Source organism: Streptomyces sp. NPDC059255 (assembly GCF_042752355.1).
GTDB lineage: Bacteria > Actinomycetota > Actinomycetes > Streptomycetales > Streptomycetaceae > Streptomyces.
Genome location: NZ_JBHYZP010000003.1, coordinates 149,227 through 170,300 on the forward strand (window position 1 = coordinate 149,227; position 21,074 = coordinate 170,300).

The 21,074-nt window shown below is 71.8% G+C and carries 20 protein-coding genes; 12 read left to right on the top strand and 8 right to left on the bottom strand.

Going from position 1 to position 21,074, the window contains the following annotated elements; all coding sequences use genetic code 11:
- Positions 1-165 precede the first annotated feature (165 nt).
- Complete coding sequence (locus ACFXKG_RS06255; RefSeq protein ID WP_384833179.1) at positions 166-888, bottom strand: dienelactone hydrolase family protein; 723 nt, start codon at positions 886-888, stop codon at positions 166-168.
- Positions 889-1,168: 280 nt separating this feature from the next.
- Positions 1,169-1,630 carry a hypothetical protein gene (locus tag ACFXKG_RS06260; protein WP_384833182.1) on the bottom strand — a complete coding sequence of 154 codons (462 nt, stop codon included), beginning with the start codon at positions 1,628-1,630 and terminating at the stop codon, positions 1,169-1,171.
- A 64-nt stretch (positions 1,631-1,694) separates the two neighbouring features.
- Between ACFXKG_RS06260 and ACFXKG_RS06265 the strand changes: the two genes are divergently transcribed.
- The 8 genes from ACFXKG_RS06265 (at position 1,695) to ACFXKG_RS06300 (ending at position 12,127) form a co-directional block, all read left to right on the top strand.
- Positions 1,695-2,618, top strand: coding sequence for a DUF2797 domain-containing protein (locus tag ACFXKG_RS06265; RefSeq protein ID WP_384833185.1), 924 nt, complete (start codon positions 1,695-1,697; stop codon positions 2,616-2,618).
- 1 nt (position 2,619) lies between these two features.
- Positions 2,620-3,540 carry an amidohydrolase family protein gene (locus tag ACFXKG_RS06270; protein ID WP_384833188.1) on the top strand — a complete coding sequence of 307 codons (921 nt, stop codon included), beginning with the start codon at positions 2,620-2,622 and terminating at the stop codon, positions 3,538-3,540.
- Between the two features lie 155 nt (positions 3,541-3,695).
- On the top strand, positions 3,696-4,451 hold the full coding sequence (locus ACFXKG_RS06275; protein WP_382890128.1) for a response regulator transcription factor: 756 nt from the start codon (positions 3,696-3,698) through the stop codon (positions 4,449-4,451).
- On the top strand, positions 4,448-6,094 hold the full coding sequence (locus tag ACFXKG_RS06280) for a sensor histidine kinase (protein WP_384833192.1): 1,647 nt from the start codon (positions 4,448-4,450) through the stop codon (positions 6,092-6,094). The genes ACFXKG_RS06275 and ACFXKG_RS06280 overlap by 4 nt, the downstream gene beginning before the upstream one ends.
- Before the next feature lie 25 nt (positions 6,095-6,119).
- Positions 6,120-7,430: a glycosyltransferase gene (locus ACFXKG_RS06285; protein WP_384833194.1), complete on the top strand. Its 1,311-nt coding sequence runs from the start codon at positions 6,120-6,122 to the stop codon at positions 7,428-7,430.
- The gene (locus tag ACFXKG_RS06290; protein ID WP_384833197.1) at positions 7,427-9,640 is read left to right on the top strand and encodes a glycosyltransferase family 39 protein; all 2,214 of its coding nucleotides are present in this window, start codon (positions 7,427-7,429) and stop codon (positions 9,638-9,640) included. The genes ACFXKG_RS06285 and ACFXKG_RS06290 overlap by 4 nt, the downstream gene beginning before the upstream one ends.
- 102 nt (positions 9,641-9,742) lie before the next feature.
- Entirely contained in the window at positions 9,743-11,281 is a 1,539-nt protein-coding gene (locus ACFXKG_RS06295; protein WP_384833200.1) for an MFS transporter, read from the top strand.
- A gap of 24 nt (positions 11,282-11,305) precedes the next feature.
- Complete coding sequence (locus tag ACFXKG_RS06300) at positions 11,306-12,127, top strand: TetR/AcrR family transcriptional regulator (RefSeq protein ID WP_384833203.1); 822 nt, start codon at positions 11,306-11,308, stop codon at positions 12,125-12,127.
- A 79-nt stretch (positions 12,128-12,206) separates the two neighbouring features.
- Here the strand turns inward: ACFXKG_RS06300 and ACFXKG_RS06305 are convergent, their stop codons facing one another.
- A complete protein-coding gene (locus ACFXKG_RS06305) occupies positions 12,207-13,106 on the bottom strand; it encodes a hypothetical protein (RefSeq protein ID WP_384833207.1) in 900 nt (299 codons plus the stop codon).
- Positions 13,107-13,558: 452 nt separating this feature from the next.
- Here ACFXKG_RS06305 and ACFXKG_RS06310 point away from each other — a divergent pair, with 452 nt between their 5' ends.
- Both ACFXKG_RS06310 and ACFXKG_RS06315 read left to right on the top strand, forming a co-directional pair.
- Positions 13,559-13,975, top strand: coding sequence for an NUDIX hydrolase (locus tag ACFXKG_RS06310; RefSeq protein ID WP_384833210.1), 417 nt, complete (start codon positions 13,559-13,561; stop codon positions 13,973-13,975).
- A 269-nt stretch (positions 13,976-14,244) separates the two neighbouring features.
- Positions 14,245-14,565 (top strand): DUF6087 family protein, encoded by a 321-nt coding sequence (locus tag ACFXKG_RS06315; protein WP_384833213.1) that lies wholly within the window; start codon positions 14,245-14,247, stop codon positions 14,563-14,565.
- A gap of 162 nt (positions 14,566-14,727) precedes the next feature.
- On the opposite strand, the gene ACFXKG_RS06320 is transcribed toward ACFXKG_RS06315, so the two are convergent.
- Together ACFXKG_RS06320 and ACFXKG_RS06325 are read right to left on the bottom strand one after the other, a co-directional pair.
- Positions 14,728-14,937, bottom strand: coding sequence for a DUF397 domain-containing protein (locus tag ACFXKG_RS06320; RefSeq protein ID WP_384833216.1), 210 nt, complete (start codon positions 14,935-14,937; stop codon positions 14,728-14,730).
- Positions 14,934-15,764 (bottom strand): helix-turn-helix transcriptional regulator, encoded by an 831-nt coding sequence (locus ACFXKG_RS06325; protein ID WP_384833219.1) that lies wholly within the window; start codon positions 15,762-15,764, stop codon positions 14,934-14,936. Before ACFXKG_RS06325 ends, ACFXKG_RS06320 begins: the two co-directional genes overlap by 4 nt.
- Before the next feature lie 307 nt (positions 15,765-16,071).
- On the opposite strand from ACFXKG_RS06325, the gene ACFXKG_RS06330 reads away from it, so the two are divergent.
- Positions 16,072-16,308: a hypothetical protein gene (locus tag ACFXKG_RS06330; RefSeq protein WP_384833222.1), complete on the top strand. Its 237-nt coding sequence runs from the start codon at positions 16,072-16,074 to the stop codon at positions 16,306-16,308.
- Entirely contained in the window at positions 16,305-16,799 is a 495-nt protein-coding gene (locus ACFXKG_RS06335; protein WP_384833225.1) for a hypothetical protein, read from the top strand. The genes ACFXKG_RS06330 and ACFXKG_RS06335 overlap by 4 nt, the downstream gene beginning before the upstream one ends.
- Positions 16,800-16,989: 190 nt before the next feature.
- On the opposite strand, the gene ACFXKG_RS06340 is transcribed toward ACFXKG_RS06335, so the two are convergent.
- From ACFXKG_RS06340 to ACFXKG_RS06350, 3 genes are all read right to left on the bottom strand, one after another.
- A complete protein-coding gene (locus ACFXKG_RS06340; protein ID WP_365810725.1) occupies positions 16,990-17,454 on the bottom strand; it encodes a PPOX class F420-dependent oxidoreductase in 465 nt (154 codons plus the stop codon).
- Between the two features lie 75 nt (positions 17,455-17,529).
- Entirely contained in the window at positions 17,530-18,357 is an 828-nt protein-coding gene (locus ACFXKG_RS06345) for a YceI family protein (RefSeq protein ID WP_384833228.1), read from the bottom strand.
- 143 nt (positions 18,358-18,500) lie between these two features.
- Entirely contained in the window at positions 18,501-21,065 is a 2,565-nt protein-coding gene (locus ACFXKG_RS06350; RefSeq protein WP_384833230.1) for an MFS transporter, read from the bottom strand.
- Positions 21,066-21,074 lie beyond the last annotated feature (9 nt).

Below are 21,074 nucleotides of genomic sequence, written 5' to 3' on the forward strand. Positions count from 1 at the left end.
CGGCGGAAGGCACCGGCCGCGAGGGTGTGCCCGAGAGCCCGTCGTCCTGAGCCGAAGCGGTGCCGGGCGCCGTCATCGAGGAGGGCCGGGACCCGTCCTCGATGAACGGCATCCGGCGGACATCGCCTACCGCCTACCGTCCGCTGCCGGCCTTTCGGCCCGGCGTCACTTCAGGTGCCGGCCGAAGAACCGGTTCCCGTCGTCCACCTCGAACCACGGGGTACCGGTGTGCCCGCCCATATTGGCGTGCAGCGTCTTCTCCTTGGTGCCGAAGGCGTCGAACAGGTCCAGGGCCCGCTGCCGGGGGTTCCCCTCGTCGTCCCACTGCAGCAGGAGCAGCAGCGGAACGGTGACCCGCCGGGCCTCCTCGCGCTGGGCGTGGGGCACGTACCCCCCGGCGAAGAAACCGGCGGCCGCGATGCGCGGTTCGGCCACCGCCAGCCGGATGCCGACGGCGGTCCACCCCGAGTACCCGACCGGGCCGCCGATCTCGGGCAGCGCGAGGAGGGCATCCAGGGTGGTCCGCCATTCCGGGACCGTCTTTTCGACCAGCGGGCCGATGAAGGACTCGAAGATCTCGTCGACCGGCTCGCCGGCCCGCATCGCCCGGCGGAGGTCGGCGCGGGCCTGCTCGTCGGCGGCGGAACGGGGCCGGTCGCCGCACCCGGGGGCGTCGATGGAGGCCACCGCGTAGCCGTACGACGCGGAGTGCCGGGCCCGGGCCACCAGCCGGGGTTCCCCCTTGGGCAGGCCGTTGTTGTGGGCCATCAGGATCAGCGGGACGGGTGCGGCGGATTCGGGCGTCCACAGGGTGCCGGGGATCTCGCCGAGGGTGAATTCGCGTTCCAGGATGCCGTCGTCGAGGCGATGTTCAGAAGTGAATCGCATGGTCGTGCCTTTCGGGAGTGCTCGTGAACGGCGCTCCCGGACGACCTATCGCCCGACCGTGACCCCGGAGGGGAGCACCCATGTCGATACTGCGTTCACGGGTACCACCTCCTCGTTCTCTCGCACGGCCTCCGGGAAAGTAGCAGTGGTCGCCGTGGTCCGCCAACGGGTTTTCGCGCGGGCTCCGTGGCCGGCGAGCGTGCCGTCATGGCACTGGCCGCGGTGGACCGGCTCAGGTGGTGGCGCGGCATGTCGTCCACCGCCGGTACGGTCCTGGCGGTCAGCGCCCCTCCTGGGCGGGGTCCGGGCCGTACGGGACCACGACCACCTGGTACGCGTCCTCGTAGACCACCCTGCCCGGGTCAGTCGAGCGCAGTTCGTGCCAGCCGACGCCGTGCGCCGTGAGGAGTTCCAGGTAGCCGGCAAGGCGCGCGATCAGTGGCTCCGCCTCGGGCGAGGACTTGAACCAGGCGACCGCTCCCGGGTTGTGGTCCGGGTCGTAGACCAGGGGGTCGACGGTGGACGGGTCGGGGTAGTTGGCGTCGTACCAGTCGTTGCCGGCCCGCCAGAAGCGCCACTGCTCCTCGGTCAGGGCGCCGCTCCTCGCCAGGCCGTTGGCCAGGGCGAAGACGCCGGGGTAGTGGCCGCGGGGGCTCCGGACCGTGCTCTGGTAGCGGGTGAATGCCGGGGGCTGGGGGTGCTCGGGTGCGTCCGCCTCGTGTGCCGCGGTCGGTTTGTTCATGGGGTGTCCTTCCGGCCCGTCGAAGACGGCATTCTGGCATCACGGCACAGGAGGAGGTACGCGGATGGCGTGGTGGTGCGACGGGCTGCGGTGGGACGGCGGGGGGCCCGTGCTGCGGTGGCGGCGGAGTGGGGAGCGGGGTGGGGAGAGAGGTGGGGAGAGAGGTGGGGAGCGGCGGGAGAGTGTGTTGGTGTACGGGCGTGACCTGGGGTTCCGTGCCGTCGGGGCGCGGGGGTGTGTCGGGGCGCGGGGGAATGTGTGCCCCCTCGGGGCGGTGATCCCCGGGCGGAGTACCGGCGGGCGGTGCGGGGAGTGTGCGCGGCTGGAGCGGGCGCACTCCGTGGCCGCCGACACCCTCGCCGACGATCCGCGCACCTACCGCGTCTACCTGGCGTGGTTCGGGCCCGGCATGGTGAAGGTCGGGATCACCGCCGAGCAGCGCGGGTCCGCGCGGTTGCTGGAGCAGGGCGCGGTGGTGTTCTCCTGGCTCGGGCGGGGGCCGCTGATGGCCGCGCGGCGGACGGAGGAGCTGGTGCGCAGGGGGCTCGGGGTGCCGGACCGTATCCCGTACGCGGCGAAGCGGGCCGTACGGTACGCGCTGCCGGGGCCGGTCGAGCGGGCGGGCCAGGTGGAGCGGCTGCACGCCCGGGCGGCGGCGCTGGAGGGGTGGCCGCAGTCGCTGGAGCGGCTGACCTTCGGCGCCGTTGACCACGCCGGGGTGTTCGGGCTGGAGCGTACGGATACGGCGGCGGTGAGCGGGGTAGTGGGCGAACTGGTCGACGGGGGGAGCGTCGCGGGGCGGCTGGTCGCCGCCGCCGGGCCCGATCTGCATCTTGCCCCCGCCGGTGACGAGAGGGAGGTGGTCGTGCTGGACACGCGGCTCATGAGCGGCTGGGAGCTGGTCGAGGGCGGTGGCGCGGACGCGGTCACCGTGCCCGTCGCGGAGGTACGGGGCGCCGGTGGCGATGTGCAGGACGGGCTGTTCTGACATGGGCGACGAGGTGGGTGACGAGGTGGGTGACGAGGTGGGTGGCGAGGTGGATGCCGTACGGCGGTTCCGGGAGCGGATCGGGGTGCCCGCGCTCGTCGATGTCCACACCCACTTCATGCCCGACCGCGTCCTGCGGAAGGTGTGGGCCTACTTCGACTCCGCCGGGCCCCTCACCGGCCGGGAGTGGCCCATCACCTACCGCCACGACGAGGCCGAACGCCTCGCCCTGCTCCGCGCGTTCGGCGTGCGCGCGTTCACGTCGATGGTCTACCCGCACAAGCCGGGCATGGCCCGCTGGCTGAACGGCTGGGCCGCCGGCTTCGCCGACCGTACGCCCGACTGTCTGCGGACCGCCACGCTCTTCCCCGAGGAGGACGTCGGGCGGTATGTGCGGGAAGCCGTCGAGGGCGGTGCGCGGATCTTCAAGGCGCACGTCCAGGTGGGAGCGTACGACCCGAACGACCCGCTGCTCGGCCCTGCCTGGGGGCTGCTCGCCGAGGCCGGTGTGCCGGTGGTGATGCACTGCGGTTCGGGGCCCGTGCCCGGGAAGCACACCGGGCCGGGACCGGTGGGGCGGCTGCTCGCGGCGCATCCGCGGCTGCGGCTGGTCGTCGCGCACCTCGGGATGCCGGAGTACACCGACTTCCTGGATCTCGCGGAGCGGTACGGTGAGGTACGGCTCGACACCACGATGGCCTTCACGGACTTCAGCGAGGGGTTCGCGCCCTTCCCGGAAGCGGAGCGGGCGCGGCTCGCCGATCTCGGCGACCGGATCCTGCTGGGCACGGACTTCCCGAACCTGCCGTATCCGTACGTCCATCAGCTCGAAGCCCTGGAACGGCTCGGGCTCGGCGACGGCTGGCTGCGCGCGGTCTGCCACGGGAACGGGGCCCGGCTCTTCGGGCTCGGCCCCGGATGAGGTGAGGGACGCCGGGTTCGGATGACGCGTTCGCCGCCGCCCGGATGACCGTCCGCCGGGGCCCGTGAGCCGCGTGCCCCGGCGGCCACGCATTCTCAGGGGATTCACAGGAAGCGGCAAGGTCTCTCTCAGAGCGCTTGCCCAAGGTGGGCACCATGACCCTCACCTCGCCCCGCGGGCGTACCGAAATGCTCAGGCCGGACGGGAGCCCCGTCCGTGTGCTCGTCGTCGACGACGAGACCTCGCTCACCGAGCTGCTCTCCATGGCCCTGCGGTACGAGGGCTGGGAGGTGCGCAGCGCCGGGGACGGCGCCGGTGCCGTGCGGGGCGCGCGGGAGTTCCGGCCCGACGCCGTGGTGCTGGACGTGATGCTGCCGGACATGGACGGTCTCGCCGTCCTCGGTCGGCTGCGCCGCGAGCTGCCGCAGGTGCCGGTGCTCTTCCTCACCGCGAAGGACTCCGTCGAGGACCGGATCGCCGGGCTGACGGCGGGCGGGGACGACTACGTCACCAAGCCGTTCAGCCTGGAGGAGGTCGTGGCCCGGCTGCGCGGGCTGATCCGGCGCTCCGGCGCGGCGGCCGTACGGAGCGAGTCGCTGCTGGTGGTGGGGGACCTGACCCTCGACGAGGACAGCCACGACGTCACCCGCGACGGGCACTCCATCCACCTGACGGCGACCGAGTTCGAGCTGCTGCGCTATCTGATGCGCAACCCGCGCCGGGTGCTGAGCAAGGCCCAGATCCTGGACCGGGTCTGGTCGTACGACTTCGGCGGCCAGGCCAACGTCGTCGAGCTGTACATCTCCTACCTGCGCCGGAAGATCGACGCAGGCCGCCCGCCGATGATCCACACCCGGCGCGGCGCCGGCTATCTGATCAAGCCCGGCGAGCCCGGTGACGCCCCGCGATGACGCGTCCGAAAGGCACCAGAGGGGTGAAGGGGCGGCGCTGGTCGCTGCGGACCCGGCTGGTGGTGTCGGCGGTCGCGCTGATCGCCGTGGTGGCCGCGGTGATCGGGGCGGTCACCACGATCGCCTTCCGCTCCTATCTGTACGGCCAGCTGGACCAGCAGGTGCGGTCCGTCGCGGAACGCGCCGCGGGGCCCCGGGACGGGGCCGTCGCCGACACCCCGCCGCCCGGCGGGATCCCCGGCGGCAGCAAGGATCCGCTGGAGGTGGTCACCGGCGGTGGCGCGCCGCTCGGCACGGTCGGCGCGGTGGTCTCGGCCGACGGTACGGTCGGCCGCGGCCTCGTCAGCGACGAGCAGAAGAGCTCTTCCTCCTGGCCGCCGGTCTCGAACAAGGACCTCACCCCGGCACAGAGCGCCGCCCTCGCCACCGTCGCGCGGGACAGCGGCCCGCACACGGTCACGCTGCCGGGACTCGGCGACTACCGGGTCACGTACATCGAGGGCTTCAAGGGCGACTTCCTCGTCGGCATCCCGCTCAAGGACGTCCAGGACAACCTCAACACCCTTGTCCTCGTGGAGGTCTGTGTCACGCTCGCCGGTCTGGTCGCGGCCGGGATCGCCGGCGGGGCCCTCGTCGGGGTGGCGCTGCGCCCGCTGCGGCGGGTCGCGACCACCGCCACCCAGGTCTCCGAACTGCCGCTGCACAGCGGGGAGGTGGCGCCGCTCGTACGGGTGCCCGCCGCCGAGGCCGATCCCCGTACCGAGGTCGGGCAGGTCGGCGCCGCGCTCAACCGGATGCTCGGGCACGTCGGCTCCGCGCTCGCCGCCCGGCAGGAGAGCGAGACGCGCGTCCGGCAGTTCGTCGCCGACGCGGGCCATGAGCTGCGGACACCGCTGGCCTCCATCCGCGGGTACGCCGAACTGACCCGGCGCGGCCGGGAGGAGACCGGCCCCGACACCCGGTACGCGCTCGGCCGGATCGAGGCAGAGGCGGAACGGATGACCGGGCTGGTCGAGGATCTGCTGCTGCTGGCACGGCTCGACGCGGGACGCCCGCTCTCGTACGAGGCCACCGATCTCTCCCCGCTGGTCGTGGACGCGCTCAGTGACGCGCACGCCGCCGGGCAGGGCCACCACTGGCGGCTGGAGCTGCCGGGGCCGGAGGAGCCGCCCGCCCTCGTGCACGGTGACGCCTCCCGGCTCCACCAGGTCCTCGTCAACCTCCTCGCCAACGCCCGTACGCACACGCCGCCCGGCACCACCGTCGTCGCCCGCGTGCGCCGGGACGGTGCCTCGGTCGTGCTCGATGTGCGGGACGACGGGCCGGGTATCCCTCCCGGGCTGCTCCCCCATGTCTTCGAACGCTTCGCGCGCGGCGACGCCTCGCGCTCCCGCGCGGCCGGGTCCACCGGGCTCGGTCTGGCGATCGTCCAGGCCGTCGTCACCGCGCACGGCGGGACCGTGGTGGTGGAGAGCGTGCCGGGCCGGACCGTCTTCTCCGTACGGCTGCCGTACGCGCCGGCCCCGCTGGGCACCGATACGGCCACGGGTACGGCGACGGCAACCCCACGGGACGCTGGGGCGCCGCGGGGGCCGGTCCCGTACGACTCACAGACAGGGCACAGGCTCACCACACGGCCGTGACAGCGCGCCCCGCGAGTGTCTGACCATGCGAACCGACACTTCATGGGGCACCCTCCCGGCCCGGGAGCATCTCCCGGTCGAGGTGACCGAGGCCCCCGTACTCGACGTGACCGTTCCCGTCTACAACGAGGAGCAGGACCTCGAACCATGTGTGCGGCGTCTGCACGACCATCTCGCCCGTACCTTCCCGTACAGCTTCCGGATCACGATCGCGGACAACGCGAGCACCGACCGCACCCCCGAGGTCTCCGCCCGGCTGGACGCGGAGCTGCCGGAGGTACGGGCGTACCGCCTGGAGGAGAAGGGGCGTGGGAGGGCGCTCCGGACCGTCTGGTCGCACTCCGACTCGCCCGTCCTCGCCTACATGGACGTGGACCTCTCCACCGATCTGAACGCGCTGCTGCCGCTGGTCGCCCCCCTGATCTCCGGGCACTCCGATCTGGCGATCGGCTCCCGGCTCTCCCGGTCGTCGCGGGTCGTGCGGGGGCCGAAGCGCGAGTTCATCTCGCGGGCCTACAACCTCATTCTCAAGTCCTCCCTGTCGGCTCGGTTCAGTGACGCCCAGTGCGGGTTCAAGGCGATACGGCGTGATGTCGCCCAGCGGCTGCTGCCGATGGTCGAGGACACCGGCTGGTTCTTCGACACGGAAATGCTGGTGCTCGCCGAGCGCGCCGGACTGCGGATCCATGAGGTGCCGGTCGACTGGATCGACGACCCCGAATCCACGGTGAACATCATCAGCACCGCGACCGAGGATCTGAAGGGCGTCTGGCGCGTGGGGCGTGCGCTCGCGGTGGGCGCGCTGCCTTTGGACCGGCTGGCGAGGCCCTTCGGGGACGATCCGAGGGACCGCCGGATCAGTGGGGTTCCCGGCGGTCTCGCCAGGCAACTGGTCGGCTTCTGTGTCGTGGGCGCCCTGTCCACGCTCTTCTATCTTCTCCTGTACTCGCTCTTCCGCGCCACAGCGAGTCCACAACTCGCCAATGCCGCCGCCCTCTTGGTTTCGGCGATCGTCAACACCGCCGCCAACCGGAGGCTCACCTTCGGGGTACGCGGCCGGGACGGCGCCGTCCGCCACCAGGCCCAGGGCCTGGTTGTCTTCGCGATCGGCCTCGCCCTGACCAGCGGTTCGCTCGCGGCCCTGGACGCGGCCACCGGCAACCCCGCGCACTCCACAGAACTGGCCGTACTGATCGCCGCCAACCTCGCCGCGACGGTGCTGCGCTTCCTGCTCCTGCGCGCCTGGGTCTTCCCGGACCGGCGCACCGACGACCCCACGGACGCTCGCTCCGCCGCTCGCTCCTCCGCCGCTCTCTCCTCAAGGAATGCCCGATGACCACGACCCTTCAGCCCGACGGGCCCGCCCTGGCGGCGGACCGCCACGCCCGCCGCGCCGCCGGCGCCGGACGCGCCGCCCGCCTCCGGCGGGGCAGGCCGGAGGACCCTGCCTGGGTGCGCCCGGCCCTGCTCGCCCTCCTGCTGGCCACCGCGCTCCTCCAGCTCTGGAACCTGAGCGCCTCGGGGTACGCCAACTCCTTCTACTCCGCGGCGGTCCAGGCGGGCAGCGAGAGCTGGAAGGCGTTCTTCTTCGGCTCCTCCGACGCCGCGAACTCGATCACTGTCGACAAGCCGCCGGCCGCGCTCTGGCCGATGGCCCTGTCCGTACGGCTCTTCGGGCTCGGCTCGTGGCAGATCCTGGTGCCCGAGGTGCTGATGGGCGTCGGGACGATCGCGGTGCTGTACGCCGCCGTACGCCGCCGCTTCAGCCCGGTCGCGGGGCTCACCGCGGGCGTCGTCCTGGCGCTGACGCCGGTCGCCGCGCTGATGTTCCGCTTCAACAACCCGGACGCGCTGCTCGCGCTGCTGATGACCGTCACCATCTACTGCGTGCTGCGCGCGCTGGAGGCGGGCCGGACGAAGTGGCTGGTGTGGGCGGGGGTCGCGATCGGCCTCGCCTTCCTGACGAAGACGCTCCAGGCGTTCCTGATCCTGCCGCCGCTGGCCCTGGTGTACGCGGTCTGCGCGCCCACGTCCGTACGGCGCAGGTTCGGTCAGCTCGCCCTGGCGGCGGGCGCGATGGTGGCCGCGGGCGGCTGGTGGGTCGCGATCGTGGAGCTGTGGCCCGCGTCCTCCCGCCCGTACATCGGCGGCTCGCAGAACAACTCCTTCCTTGAACTGACCTTCGGCTACAACGGTCTCGGCCGCATCAACGGCAACGAGACCGGCAGCGTCGGGGGCGGCGGCGGAGGCGCCGGTGGCCCTGGCGGCGGTGGCGGCGGTGGCATGTGGGGTGAGACCGGCATCGGCCGGATGTTCAACTCCGAGGTCGGCGGCCAGATCTCCTGGCTGCTGCCCGCCGCGCTGATCCTGCTCGTCGCCGGACTCGTCATCACCCGCAGGAGCCCGCGTACGGACACGGCGCGCTCGGCGTTCCTCGTGTGGGGTGGCGCGCTGCTGATGACGATGGGCGTCTTCAGCTTCATGGCCGGCATCTTCCACCAGTACTACACGGTCGCCCTGGCCCCGTACATCGCCGCCGTCATCGGCATGGGCGTCGCGGTGCTGTGGGAGGAGCGGGCGCACCTCCTGGCGTCGGCGACGCTCGCGGTGACGGCCGCGGCGACCGCGGTCTGGGCGTTCGTCCTGCTCGGCCGGACCACGGACTACCTGCCGTGGCTGCGCTGGGCGGTGCTGATCGGCGGTCTGGTGGCCGCGGCCGGACTGCTGTGCGTGGGACGGCTGGGGCGGCGGCTTGCGCTCGGCGCGGCGGGTCTCGCCGCGGTGGCCGCGCTGGCGGGTCCGTTCGCGTACACCCTGACCACGGTCAACAGCGCGCACACCGGCTCGATCGTCACGGCGGGCCCGGCCTCGATGGGCGGCTTCGGCGGGGGAGGCCGGCGCGGCTTCCCCGGCGGGGGCGATGGCGGCGGAATGGGGATGCCCGGCCAGCAGGGCCAGGCTCAGGGCCAAGGACAGGCTCAGGGCCAGGCTCAGGGCCAGGGCATGGGGCAGCCCCCGACCGGTGGCGGCGGCCAGGGTATGGGGCAGCCGCCCACGCAGAACGGCCAGACAGGCCAGACAGGCGCGAACGGCCAGAACGGTCAGCAGCAGGCCGGCGGGATGCCCGGCGGCCTGCCCGGCGGCGGCGCCATGGGCGAGCGCGGCGGCATGGGAGGCGGCGGCATGGGCGGCCTTCTCAACGGCCAGAACGTCAGCACCGAAGTCGAGGCGGCCCTCAAAAAGAACGCCTCGGACTACACCTGGGTCGCCGCGGCCATCGGCTCCCAGAACGCCGCCAGCTACCAGCTCGCCACCGAGAAGCCCGTCATGGCCATCGGCGGCTTCAACGGCAGCGACCCGTCCCCGACCCTCGCCCAGTTCAAGAAGTACGTGGCCGACGGGAAGATCCACTACTTCCTCTCGGGCAGCGGCGGCGGCCCCGGCGGCAACGGCAGCTCGTCCATCACCACCTGGGTGGAGGCCACCTTCAAGAAGGTCACCGTGGACGGCACGACGCTCTACGACCTGACGCGGAAGGCCTCCTGACCATGTTCACCCAAATTGCCTATACGGCGTAAGGGAAAAACCTTGTACGGTGTATGGCGACGTGAGTCCCATACACCGTACAAGGCGTTCAAGGAGTCCCCCATGCCGACAGCGCCCGCCCAGAACCCGGTCACCCCCGCCCCCCACCCCCAGCGCTGGCTCATCCTCGGTGTCATCTGTCTCGCCCAGATCACCGTGCTGCTGGACAACACCATCCTCAGCGTCGCGATCCCCTCCCTCACCCGCGAGCTGGGCGCCTCCACCGCCGACATCCAGTGGATGGTCAACGCCTACTCCCTCGTCCAGTCGGGGCTGCTGCTCACCGCCGGCAACGCCGCCGACCGCTACGGCCGCAAGAAGCTCCTGATCACCGGGCTCGCGCTGTTCGGGATCGGCTCCCTGGCGGCCGGACTCTCGGGAACCAGCGCGCAGTTGATCGCCGCCCGCGCCGGCATGGGCGTCGGCGGCGCACTGCTGATCACCACCACGCTCGCCGTCGTCGTCCAGATCTTCGACGACACCGAGCGCGTCAAGGCGATCGCCCTCTGGTCGACCGTCAGCTCCCTCGGTTTCGCGGCCGGTCCGCTGCTCGGCGGGGTCATGCTCGAACACTTCTGGTGGGGCGCGATCTTCCTGATCAACATCCCCGTCGCGGTGCTCGCACTGATCGCCGTCGCCGCCCTCGTACCCGAGTCGAGGACCAAGGAGGGCGACCGTCCCGACCTGCTCGGCGCGCTGCTCTCCACCGTCGGGATGACCGCCGTCGTGTACGCGATCATCTCGGGCCCCGACCACGGCTGGACGTCGGGCCGGGTGCTGCTCGCCGCAGCCGTCGGGGTCGTCGTCCTCGGCGGCTTCGTCCGGTGGGAGCTGCGGATCCCGTACCCGATGCTGGACATGCGCTTCTTCCGTGACCAGCGCTTCACCGGGGCGGTCGGCGGCGCCGTCCTGGTCGCCTTCGGGATGACCGGCTCGCTCTTCCTGCTGACCCAGCACCTCCAGTTCGTCCTGGGGTACGGGCCGCTCGACGCCGGGCTGCGCACGGCACCGCTCGCGCTCACCGTCATCGTCCTCAACCTGCTCGGCGTCGCGGCCCGGCTGCTGCCGAGGATCGGCACCCCGGGGCTCATCGCCATCGGCATGTCCCTGGTGGCCGCCGGACTTGCCTCGATCGCGCTGCTCGGCGCCCACGGCTACGGCGGGATGCTGCTCGGCCTGGTCGTGATGGGCGCGGGCGTGGCGCTCTCCATGCCGGCCATGGCCAACGCCATCATGAGCGCGATCCCGCCCGAGAAGGCCGGGGTCGGCGCGGGGATCAACGGCACGCTGGCCGAGTTCGGCAACGGCCTCGGCGTCGCGGTCCTGGGCGCGGTCCTCAACGCCCGCTTCGCCGCCCTCGTTCCGGCGGCCGTGGGCGCCGCCTCGCTGCCCGCGGCGCTCGCGGCGGCGGACGGGGCTGCGGAGCGGCTGCGGATCTCGGAGGCGTTCGCCGCGGGGCTGGAGACGAGCCAGCTCGTCGGCGCCGTGGCCGTGCTCGCGGGCGGGGTGCTGGCGGCGCTGCTGCTGCGCAGGGCGGAGCGTACGGGGCGTGCGGGCGGGAGGGCGGACGCGCCGTCAGACGCCGGTGCGGGTGCGGCATAGCATGAGATGTCCAGGAGGTTTCCCATGGTGTCCGAAGCCGGCAGCGCCCAGCGCCCCGTCCGTACCAGCGTATGGCTCGAAGGGAAACCGGCGGGCCGCGGCCGCAGGAACGACCGCGCGGACACCGGCACCGGAACCGGCACCGACCATCCGGGCGGGCTCGACCGCGACCGCATCACCGCCGTCAGCGTGGCGCTGCTCGACGCGGAGGGCCCGGCGAAGTTCTCCATGCGCCGGCTCGCCGCCGAGCTGGGGGTGACCGCGATGTCCCTCTACTGGTACGTGGACACCAAGGACGACCTCCTCGAACTCGCCCTCGACGCGGTCTTCGGCGAGGTCCGCGTCCCCGACCTGGCCGACGAGGACGCCGACTGGCGCGACCAGCTCCGCGAACTCGCCGCCAGCTACCGGTCGGTGCTGGTCGGGCACCACTGGGTCTCGCCGCTCGTCGGCAGGTTCCTGAACATCGGCCCGCGTTCGATGGAGTTCTCCGCGGCCGTCCAGGCGGTCCTGGGCCGTACGGGACTGGCGCGCCAGGACCAGATGGGCGGGCTGGCGGCGGTCTTCCAGTTCGTGTACGGATTCGGCACGATCGAGGGCCACTTCGTACAGCGCTGCGCGGACGCCGGGCTGACCCAGGACGCGTACTTCCGGCAGGCGATGGGAGCCGTCGAGAGGCAGCCCGGGTACGAGGGGACGTTCGCCAACGCGGGCGAGATGATGGCGGCGCGCGGCGGCGACACGGTCGAGGAGATGCGCGAGCGCGACTTCGTCTTCGCGCTGGAACTCCTCATCGCGGGCATCGAGGCGATGCGGGACCGGAACCCGGCCGAGGACGGGGAATGACTCCCGGCCCATAAGTCCGTCCATCAGTTGGCGCGCCGCCATTGCCACCGCCGTGCGGGGCTCTCGCCCGGCGCAGCCCCTACGCGCGGGTGGCGGCGCTCCGTGCCTCGGCGGCGCGGGCCCGGACCCGGTCCGGTGGCAGTACGGCGGGGTGGCGTACGGGGGCGGGCGCGCCCCGGCAGGTGCCGCACTCCCCGTCGACAAACGCCTCCGGCTGCCCCGGCGCCCGGCAGGTGCCGCACTCCACCCGGCCCGGGGCGGCCCGATGCGACACCACCGGCACATCCACCGGTTCGGGCGGCAGCTTGGCGATGAGCCGGGACTGTACGAACCCGGCCGGGTAATGGACCGGTAACGGCAGCCCGTCGGTGAGGGCCCGCAGCACATCCTCCTCACCGGCCCCGCGTACGAACCACTCGGCGACCAGCGCCTCCAGAGCCTCACAGTCGGCGGCGGACAACGACAGCGCGGAACACCGCCGCCCGACCGAGGCGAGCACGAGATAGCCTCGCGACCGCCCCGCCCGTGTGCCGGGTGCCGCGACCGGAGCCGCAGCCGGAGCCGGTGCCTGGGCCGGGGCCGGGGTCTGGGCCGCGACGGTCGCCGTCCCCGTGGTCGGCTCGCCCGCATCGACGGGTGCACCCCAGGCGTCATCATCGCGGGCGGTGCGGGAGAACCACGTACGGGTGACCCACCGTCCACCGCCGGGCCCGACCACCCTCTCCCGTCGCCGCAGCAGATGCCCGGCCCCCTCAAGGAAGTTCAGGGCGGTCCGTAAGGCGCACTGCCCGTACTCCATCACCTTGGCCAGCGCTTTCACCGAGATATCGGCCCCGTCGGGCAGCCGGTCGATGAACCCGGCAATGGCCGCCTCACGCCCCGGCAGCAGCGCGAAATCATCGGCGGAACGGCCCGGTTGACCGGCAACCGAACGCTTGCCGTACCCGGCACTGGCCATCGAATACGAAGGAGCGTGCACGCGCGGCGGCGCAACACTAAACTGCGAAGCAGCCATAAAGATCAACGCCTTGATCTAGTTGGTGAGGTCTCCGTCAGGTGCGTCAACACCCGGCGGAGGCCGTTTTTGCGTTCAGGGGCACGCTAGACGCTACTCACCCTGCGTGGCAACCCGATCACAAAACGTCAACCTCCGAGGTGGGGAGGGTGGGTGGGAAACAAGAACCAACCACTCCTCACAAGCAGGGCTCGACCCCCGAAGCTCAAGCCCCGGGCCACCCGCCACCCTCGATCCCCCAGCTCAGCCCCCCAGGAGCCCTCGCCCGAAGCCCGAAGCTCAAGCGCCCAGGTTTGTCGCAGGTGCGATTCGCAACCGGCTACGACCACTGCGCGGCACGGAAGCACCTCGGGAACCGCCTGCACCCCGCGACCGGCGTTCTTCCCACCCATCCTGGCAGTCCTGGAGGAGCAGACGTGACGCAGCAGAACACGGATGAGCGGCCGGGTATCGCCGCCGCCATCGTCGTTCACGAAGGCCGTGTGCTCATGGTCCGCCGCCGCGTGAGCGAAGGACAGCTCTCCTGGCAGTTCCCGGCCGGGGAGGTCGAGCCCGGCGAGACTCGAGAGAACGCCGCTGTGCGGGAGACCCAGGAGGAGACCGGGCTCACTGTGGCGGCCGTGAAGCTGCTCGGCGAACGCGTCCACCCGAAGACGGGCCGGCTGATGTCGTACACCGCTTGCCAGGTACTGGATGGCACGGCCTATGTCGCGGACACCGAGGAACTGGCCGAACTGGCCTGGGTCGCCCATGGAGAGATCCCGGAGTACGTGCCGTACGGACTGTTCGAACCAGTGCAGGAGCATCTGGACGCGATCCTCATTCCTGGCTGACTCCGGAGGCAGGGCCAGCGTCTGTATCGCTGTCCACGGGTACCGCGAAGAGGACCCACGAACCCTCACGGGACCGTCAGCGGGCTCCCCGGTCCCGTTCGACGATCCTCAGGCGGCCGAGCAACCGCTCTCGGGCCCGCCGTGTGAGGACGGCAGTGAGTTCGCGGGAAGCGGCATCGGGCTTTCGCCGGCCCACTGTAGAGCCGAGGGGGCCTTCGTCGAGGCGCTATCCTCGCGGACGAGCAGCCGTCGAGTCATAGGGAAGCGGAATGGATGACGAACCGCTGTCCGAGTGGGCGGACCGCCGTGACGCCAAGATCGGACATCTCCGCGCCGTCCCGCTGGTCCCCGGCGAAGGCCCGCAGGCCGGGCACGTCAACCCCGAGGCGCCTCGCCTGATCCAGCGGTGGAACGGGCACGCGTGGGAGGCGTACGGCTTCGCGGCCAACCTCGCGGAGGCGAAGCGCATCCAGTACCCGGACTCGAAGATCGAGACTCCGGCGCAGGGGCCGGGCCCGGCCCCCAAGCCTCTCGGCCCGGGCACCGGCCGGCACCGGAAGCCTCAAGCGTCCGGACCCGAGCGGCGCTGACTCTCGGCCGCTCCCCTGCTGGCTCGTTTCCCCGGAGACAGGCGGAAGCCTCTTTCACCATCCTCCTCATCTCCGGCACACTGGCCGAAGACGGGCCGGCCCCCATCACTCCGGGGGAGGGTGATGGGGGCCCGGTGAACCAGTAGGCGCTGTACCGCAGGGTCAGACGGTGCCGAACTCTCCGGACTTGACGCCCGCCACGAAGGAGGCGAACGAGTGGACGGGGAAGCCCAGGACGGGGCCGCTCGGGTCTTTGGAGTCCCGGACGGGGACGGTGCCGTGCGAGGCGATCAGATCGGCGGCGGCCTCAAGACACTGGCCGCCGTTGGAGCTGTAGGAGGACTTGAACCAGTGGAGCGAATCGGTTGTCACAGGAAGCCCTTTCTCACCTGACTGACCATGGCTACGGACTCTCGCTGCGAGAGTGCTTCAGCCTGTAGCTGATGGTAGGCCGTGAAAATAGGCCGGACCAACCGTGTATCGCGCTCCAGACGGCCGGAGTGCACAGACTCCGCATAGGCCATGCACGACCCGTCGGGCAGGGTGGCCAGCGTGACGGGCGAGTCAAAGGAGCGGCGTTCGCCCAGTTCGAACGGAGCCACCTGCACAACAGTGTTGGGCATGTCCGCGACTTCCAGGAGATGCCCCAGTTGCTCCGCCAGGACTCGGGGCCCGCCCACACGTTGCCTGATACAGCTCTCGTCGAGCAGGACGTACAACTGCGGGGGTGGTGTCCGTGCGATCAGCGCCTGGCGTCGGGACAGGAGCGTCAGGCGTTCCTCCGCCTGCTGTTCCGTGATCGCGCCGCGCCGCACGGCACCCGCGGTGATGGCTTCGGCGTACTCCCGCGTCTGGAACAGCCCCGGAACGATCCCCAGCTCGAACAGGCGGATCTCCGAAGCCCTGCCCTCGTGCTCGACAAAATCGGGAAAGCCGTCGAGTATCGCCGAGTTCCGCGCCGCAGCCCCTTGCCGTGTCAGTGCTTCCCCGGTGCCGAACGCCCTGTCCGCGCTTGCGGCGAATTTGACGGTTGGGTTTCGGGACCCAGTTTCGACCCCCGAAATATGCGAGGCGGAATATTCGGTACGATCCGCCAACTCATCCTGAGTCCATCCGCGTTCCTCTCGCAGCCTGCGCAGACGCTCCCCGAAGGCCGCGAGGGGCCCCGACTGGGGATCAAGCTCCTTACGGTTAGCCACTATTGAACCAACTTTCAATCAACTGGGCGGAGGTTGAAGGCTCTTCGAGGATAGATCACCCTGGGCACTCCCGGTAGTGAAATCGCTACAGAGAGGAGCGGTCCGTGATGCGTGAGCGACGCACTTCCGGAATTCCGCCGGCCTTGATCCACCCCCCGATTGACCCGGCCCCGGTGCCTGGTTGCGATCTGTGCGACTGGTGGGACAGGCGTCGGGAGAACGCCCGTCGCGGGATCGGGGAGGTCAGCGTGGCCCACTGTGCGCGCCAGATCGCGGCGCACCCGCACCGCCGGGCCGGTGATGCCGGATGACGCCCGGTCCCGATCTGCGGGTCGGCATGGCGGTGTTCGACCGGCGGGCGGACATGCCGGGTGTCATCCGGTCCTTCGCCGGGCCGGTGGTCTGTCTCGTCCGCCCCTCGGGGCACACCTGGCAGGCCGCGCTGATCGCGCTCCGCCCGGCGACCGAGCGGGAACGGGCCCAGCTCGCCGCCCTTGCGAAACTCCACCGTCAGCAGCGGCCCCCGGCCGGGCGGCGAGCATGAGCGCGGCACGGCTCTACCACGTGACCGTGGTCTGCGAGGGGCCCGTCAACGGCACGTGGGTACGGGTCGTCCTCGCCGCCCGGCAGGCGGCATCGCCCGAGTTCGCCCTCTCCTTCCTCCGCCACCAGGCCCGGCGCATCGCCGACGGCCTCGACCCCGGCCCGCGCTCCAGGTGGGCTCCGCCGGGCACACTCGTCCCCGTACAGGCCCTTGTTCCGGACGTACCCGCCGCACTCCGGTCCTGGTACCACGACCCCCGGGCACAGAAAGCGGCACAGGAACGGCTTCTCGCGGGAACGGAGTTCGCTCTCGACGCCGACGACTTCAGCGGCCGGTACACCCTCAGGGCACTGCCCGCGCCCGTACCCGCGTACGTACTACCGCGCCACGCGCAGCGCCCCGGCCACCGGAGACACCGCAAGCCCCGCTGGTACGGTCGGCTCCGGCTCACGAGCCTGTTCCCGTTCCGGCGACGACATGCGCCCCGCTGATGCCGCACGGGCCATGCGCGCGGTACGGACCGCGCTCGTCGTCGTCGCCACGCTTGCCGCCTACGTGGTGGCCGGATGGCTGCTGGTAGTGCCGTTCACACGCTGACGAACCCTCCCGGTGTTCCGGGCGGAGCCGCGGGACGCCCTGGCCCCGCCCTTCGGGCCCGACGGCCCTGCCTCTGGCACCCGCCTACGGCGCCAGGTGCGCCGGGAAGCCGCCCGTCGCGAGCGGGCCCCAGCGCTCCGGCGTGACGCGGATGATCGACTTGCCCTGCTTCACCATCGCCGCCCGGTACTCGTCCCAGTCCGGGTGCTCGCCCGCGATGTTCCGGTAGTACTCCACCAGCGGCTCGACCGACTCGGGGGAGTCGATGACCTCGGCCGTCCCGTCGACCTGCACCCACGGGCCGTTCCAGTCGTCCGACAGCACGATCACGCTCACCCGCTCGTCACGCTTGGCGTTGCGGGTCTTCGCGCGCTCGGGGTACGTGGAGACCACGATCCGGCCCGAGTCGTCCACCCCGCAGGAGAGCGGGGAGCCCTGGGGGCGGCCGTCGGCGCGGGTGGTCAGCAGGATCGCGCGGTGCCGGGGCCGTACGAACTCCAGCAGTCCGGCGAGATCCACGGTCGTGTTCGTTGCGATGTTCGGTGCCATGGCCCGCAGCCTATGACGTCCTGTGCCCCCGCGCCGGTACGCCCCTGCACGAGTACGCCCCGCGCCGGTACGCCGCTACGCCTCCGGCAGGTTCTCCCCCTGCACCGCCTGGATCTCCAGCTCCACCCGGAGCGTGGTCCCGATCGCCGCGATCCCCGCCTGCACCACCTGGTTGTAGTTCATGGCGAAGTCCGAGCGCCGCAGCTCCGTCGTCGCGTGGAACGCGGCCCGTACGCCGCCCCACGGGTCCGGGCCCGTGCCCAGGTAGCTCAGGTCCAGGTCCAGGTCGCGTACGACGCCGTGCAGCGACAGCCGGCCGTGCACCTTCCAGCGGTCGGGGCCCGCGGGGGACAGCCCCGTACTGCTGTACGTGATCTCCGGGAAGCGCGCCACGTCCAGGAAGTCCGGCGACCTGAGGTGCTTGTCGCGCAGCCCGTTGCCCGTGTCGATCGTGGCCGCGCTGATGACCGCCTCGACGCGCGCCTCCTCGGGCCCGCCGCCGGTGTCGAGGATCTCGATCCGGCCGCCGAACTCGGTGAACCGCCCGCGCACGCTGGAGATCCCGAGGTGCTGCGCCACCGCGCCCACCGACGAGTGCGACGGGTCGATGCTCCACACCCCCGGCGGCGGCAGCTCCACGCCGCCCTGCCTGACCAGCGTCACCGTGCCGAGGTCGGCCCGGCCGGTCCTGGTGACCAGCGCGGTCGAGGCGACCGGCGCGTAGCCGACGGCCGTGACGACCACGGTGTACGGGCCCGGCGTGAGCGGTGTGCTGTCCTGTACGGTCCCCTCCTCGTCCGCCCCGGTGCGCAGCACCTGCGTGCCGGTCATGTCGGTCATGGTCACGATCGCGTGCTGGACCGCCCAGCCGTCGCGCGTCCGTACCTGTCCGCGAAGTCCCATCCCTGTTCTCTCCTCGATCATGCCGATCCCGTACGGGATCCCGTGCCGATCCCGATGCCGCCCGCCGACAGGGCCCCGATGCGGGGGGTGTGGGGCAGAGTACGGCCCCACACCCCCCGAGGTCCCCCATGCGGGAGGAGCAACTACGCGCCGGGGTGGGCGAGTTCGATGTCGTGGCCGTCGATGCCGCGTCCCGTGACCGTCAGCGCGCCGGCCACCGGCGGGTATCCGGTCGCGATCACCGTGTACTCGCCCGAGTCCAGGTCGGCGAAGGCGTACGCCCCGTCGTCCCCGGTCGTCGCCGTGGCGACCACGTTCCCGGCCGCGTCGACCAGCGTCACCCGCGCGTCCTGCGCGGGGCGGCGGTCGGCGCCCGCCCGGATCGTGCCCTGGAGCAGGGCGCCGGCCCGGAGCGCGACCTCGACGCGGGTGACGCCCTGGCCGCCGATCTCCACCGGCAGCGCCTGCGGACGGAAGCCCGCCGCGTTCACCGCGACCGTCACCGCGCCGGGGATCAGCTCGCCGAACGCGAACTCGCCGTGCTCGGTGGACCTCCCCGTCGCCAGTACGTCGCCGCGCACATCGGTGACGATGACCATCGCGCCCTCGACGGCCGCGCCGCCGTCCGCCGCGCGCACGGCCCCGGTGAGGCCGCTCGTACCGGACAGGAGGATGTCGTACGCGAGCGGCTCGTCCCCGACGACCACCGTGGACGCCTGCGGCTGGAAGCCGTCGGCGGAGGCGATCAGGACGTACGAGCCGGGACCCGGGGCGTCCAGGGAGTAGCCGCCGTCGGCCTGAGCGACGGAGCGGGCCAACTGGCGCCCGGCCAGGGAGATCAGGGTGACGGCGGCCCGAGGCACCGGGGCGCCCTCGGAGCCGAGCACCAGACCCCGCACGGCGTTGTCGGCTCCGCCGGGGCCTCCGGCGGAGGCCGTGACCAGCGCCGTCGTGGCCGCCGCCGGGGCCGCCACGGGGGTGGTGCCCAGGGAGGCCGCCGGGGCCACGGAGGCCAGGGCGGCGGCGGGCGCCGCCGCGGCCAGGGGAGCTGTCTCCGCCGCCACCGCGGTGCTCGCGGTGCTCGTGGTGCTCGCGCCGGTTGACGGGTTGTCGTCGCCGTCGGCCGTGGTCCGGGACTTCAGGGCGACCTCCTTGATGAACAGCGTCAGGATGAACGCGACCAGCGCCGCGGGAGCCGCGTACAGGAAGACGTTCGCGACGCCGTGGCCGTACGCCGCCTCGATGACCGGCCGCAGCGGCGCGGGCAGCGCGGCGATGTCCGGGATGGAGCCGCCGCCCGTACCGGCGTGGCCCAGCGACGCGCCCTGCGGGCCGAGGTCGGCCAGGCCCTCCTTCACGTAGTGCGTGATCCGGTTGCCGAGCACCGCGCCCAGCGCCGAGACGCCGACCGCGCCGCCCAGCGAGCGGAAGAAGGTGACGGCGGAGCTGGCGGAGCCGAGGTCCCGCGGGGCGACCTGGTTCTGCGTGGCGAGGACCAGGTTCTGCATCATCATGCCGACGCCGAGCCCCATGACCGCCATGTACACGGCCACGTGCCAGTACGGGGTGTCGTACCGGATGGTGCCGAGCAGCGCCAGCCCCGCCGTGGTGAGGGCGCCACCGCTGACCAGCCAGATCTTCCAGCGGCCCGTCTTGGTGATGACCTGGCCCGAGATGGTGGAGGAGAGGAACAGCCCGCCGATCATCGGGATGGTCATGACGCCGGACATCGTCGGCGACTTGCCCCGGGCGAGCTGGAAGTACTGGCTGAAGAAGATGGTGCCCGCGAACATCGCGACCCCGACGAAGAGCGAGGCCAGCGAGGCGAGGGTGATGGTGCGGTTACGGAACAGCCGCAGCGGGATGATCGGTTCCGTGGCCTTGGTCTCGATGAGGATGAAGATCGCGCCGAGCAGGACCGAGCCGCCGACCATGGCGTACGTCTGCCACGAGACCCAGTCGTACTTGTCGCCCGCGAAGGTCACCCAGAGGAGCAGCAGCGAGACGGCCGCGCTGATGAAGAAGGCGCCGCCCCAGTCGACCTTGACCTCACGCTTGACGACGGGGAGCTTCAGGGTCTTCTGGAGGACGATCAGCGCGAGGACCGCGAACGGGACGCCGACGTAGAAGCACCAGCGCCAGCCCAGCCACGAGGTGTCGGTGATGACACCGCCGAGGAGCGGGCCGCCGACGGTCGCGACGGCGAAGGTCGCGCCGAGGTAGCCGCTGTACCGGCCGCGCTCGCGCGGGGCGATCATGGCGGCCATGACGATCTGGGCGAGCGCGGAGAGCCCGCCGACGCCGATGCCCTGGACCACCCGGCAGGCGATCAGCATTCCGGCGTTCTGCGAGAGGCCCGCCACGGCCGAGCCCAGGACGAAGATGACCAGGGCTATCTGGACCAGCAGCTTCTTGCTGAAGATGTCGGCGAGCTTGCCCCAGATGGGGGTGGACGCGGTCATCGACAGCAGCGCCGCGGTCACCACCCAGGTGTAGGCGCTCTGGCCGCCCCCGAGGTCGGAGATGATCTCCGGGAGGGCGTTGGAGACGATCGTCGAGGAGAGGATCGCGACGAACATCCCCAGCAGCAGCCCGGAGAGCGCCTCCATGATCTGGCGGTGGGTCATCGGCGCGCCGTTCGCGGCGGCGGGGTCGCCGCCGCGCTTGGCGTGGCCGCCCCGCACACCCGTTGGTGTGGTCGTAGCCATGTGCTTCCT

What these genes read in the sequence shown, in the direction of transcription:
- ACFXKG_RS06260 (WP_384833182.1), bottom strand. Translation starts at nt 1,630, where the DNA reads ATGAACAAACCGACCGCGGCACACGAGGCGGACGCACCCGAGCACCCC.
- ACFXKG_RS06315 (WP_384833213.1), top strand. Translation starts at nt 14,245, where the DNA reads ATGGATGACGAACCGCTGTCCGAGTGGGCGGACCGCCGTGACGCCAAG.
- ACFXKG_RS06280 (WP_384833192.1), top strand. Translation starts at nt 4,448, where the DNA reads ATGACGCGTCCGAAAGGCACCAGAGGGGTGAAGGGGCGGCGCTGGTCG.
- ACFXKG_RS06290 (WP_384833197.1), top strand. Translation starts at nt 7,427, where the DNA reads ATGACCACGACCCTTCAGCCCGACGGGCCCGCCCTGGCGGCGGACCGC.
- ACFXKG_RS06335 (WP_384833225.1), top strand. Translation starts at nt 16,305, where the DNA reads ATGAGCGCGGCACGGCTCTACCACGTGACCGTGGTCTGCGAGGGGCCC.
- ACFXKG_RS06350 (WP_384833230.1), bottom strand. Translation starts at nt 21,065, where the DNA reads ATGGCTACGACCACACCAACGGGTGTGCGGGGCGGCCACGCCAAGCGC.
- ACFXKG_RS06255 (WP_384833179.1), bottom strand. Translation starts at nt 888, where the DNA reads ATGCGATTCACTTCTGAACATCGCCTCGACGACGGCATCCTGGAACGC.
- ACFXKG_RS06345 (WP_384833228.1), bottom strand. Translation starts at nt 18,357, where the DNA reads ATGGGACTTCGCGGACAGGTACGGACGCGCGACGGCTGGGCGGTCCAG.
- ACFXKG_RS06275 (WP_382890128.1), top strand. Translation starts at nt 3,696, where the DNA reads ATGACCCTCACCTCGCCCCGCGGGCGTACCGAAATGCTCAGGCCGGAC.
- ACFXKG_RS06265 (WP_384833185.1), top strand. Translation starts at nt 1,695, where the DNA reads ATGGCGTGGTGGTGCGACGGGCTGCGGTGGGACGGCGGGGGGCCCGTG.
- ACFXKG_RS06270 (WP_384833188.1), top strand. Translation starts at nt 2,620, where the DNA reads ATGGGCGACGAGGTGGGTGACGAGGTGGGTGACGAGGTGGGTGGCGAG.
- ACFXKG_RS06330 (WP_384833222.1), top strand. Translation starts at nt 16,072, where the DNA reads ATGACGCCCGGTCCCGATCTGCGGGTCGGCATGGCGGTGTTCGACCGG.
- ACFXKG_RS06340 (WP_365810725.1), bottom strand. Translation starts at nt 17,454, where the DNA reads ATGGCACCGAACATCGCAACGAACACGACCGTGGATCTCGCCGGACTG.
- ACFXKG_RS06285 (WP_384833194.1), top strand. Translation starts at nt 6,120, where the DNA reads ATGCGAACCGACACTTCATGGGGCACCCTCCCGGCCCGGGAGCATCTC.
- ACFXKG_RS06300 (WP_384833203.1), top strand. Translation starts at nt 11,306, where the DNA reads ATGGTGTCCGAAGCCGGCAGCGCCCAGCGCCCCGTCCGTACCAGCGTA.
- ACFXKG_RS06295 (WP_384833200.1), top strand. Translation starts at nt 9,743, where the DNA reads ATGCCGACAGCGCCCGCCCAGAACCCGGTCACCCCCGCCCCCCACCCC.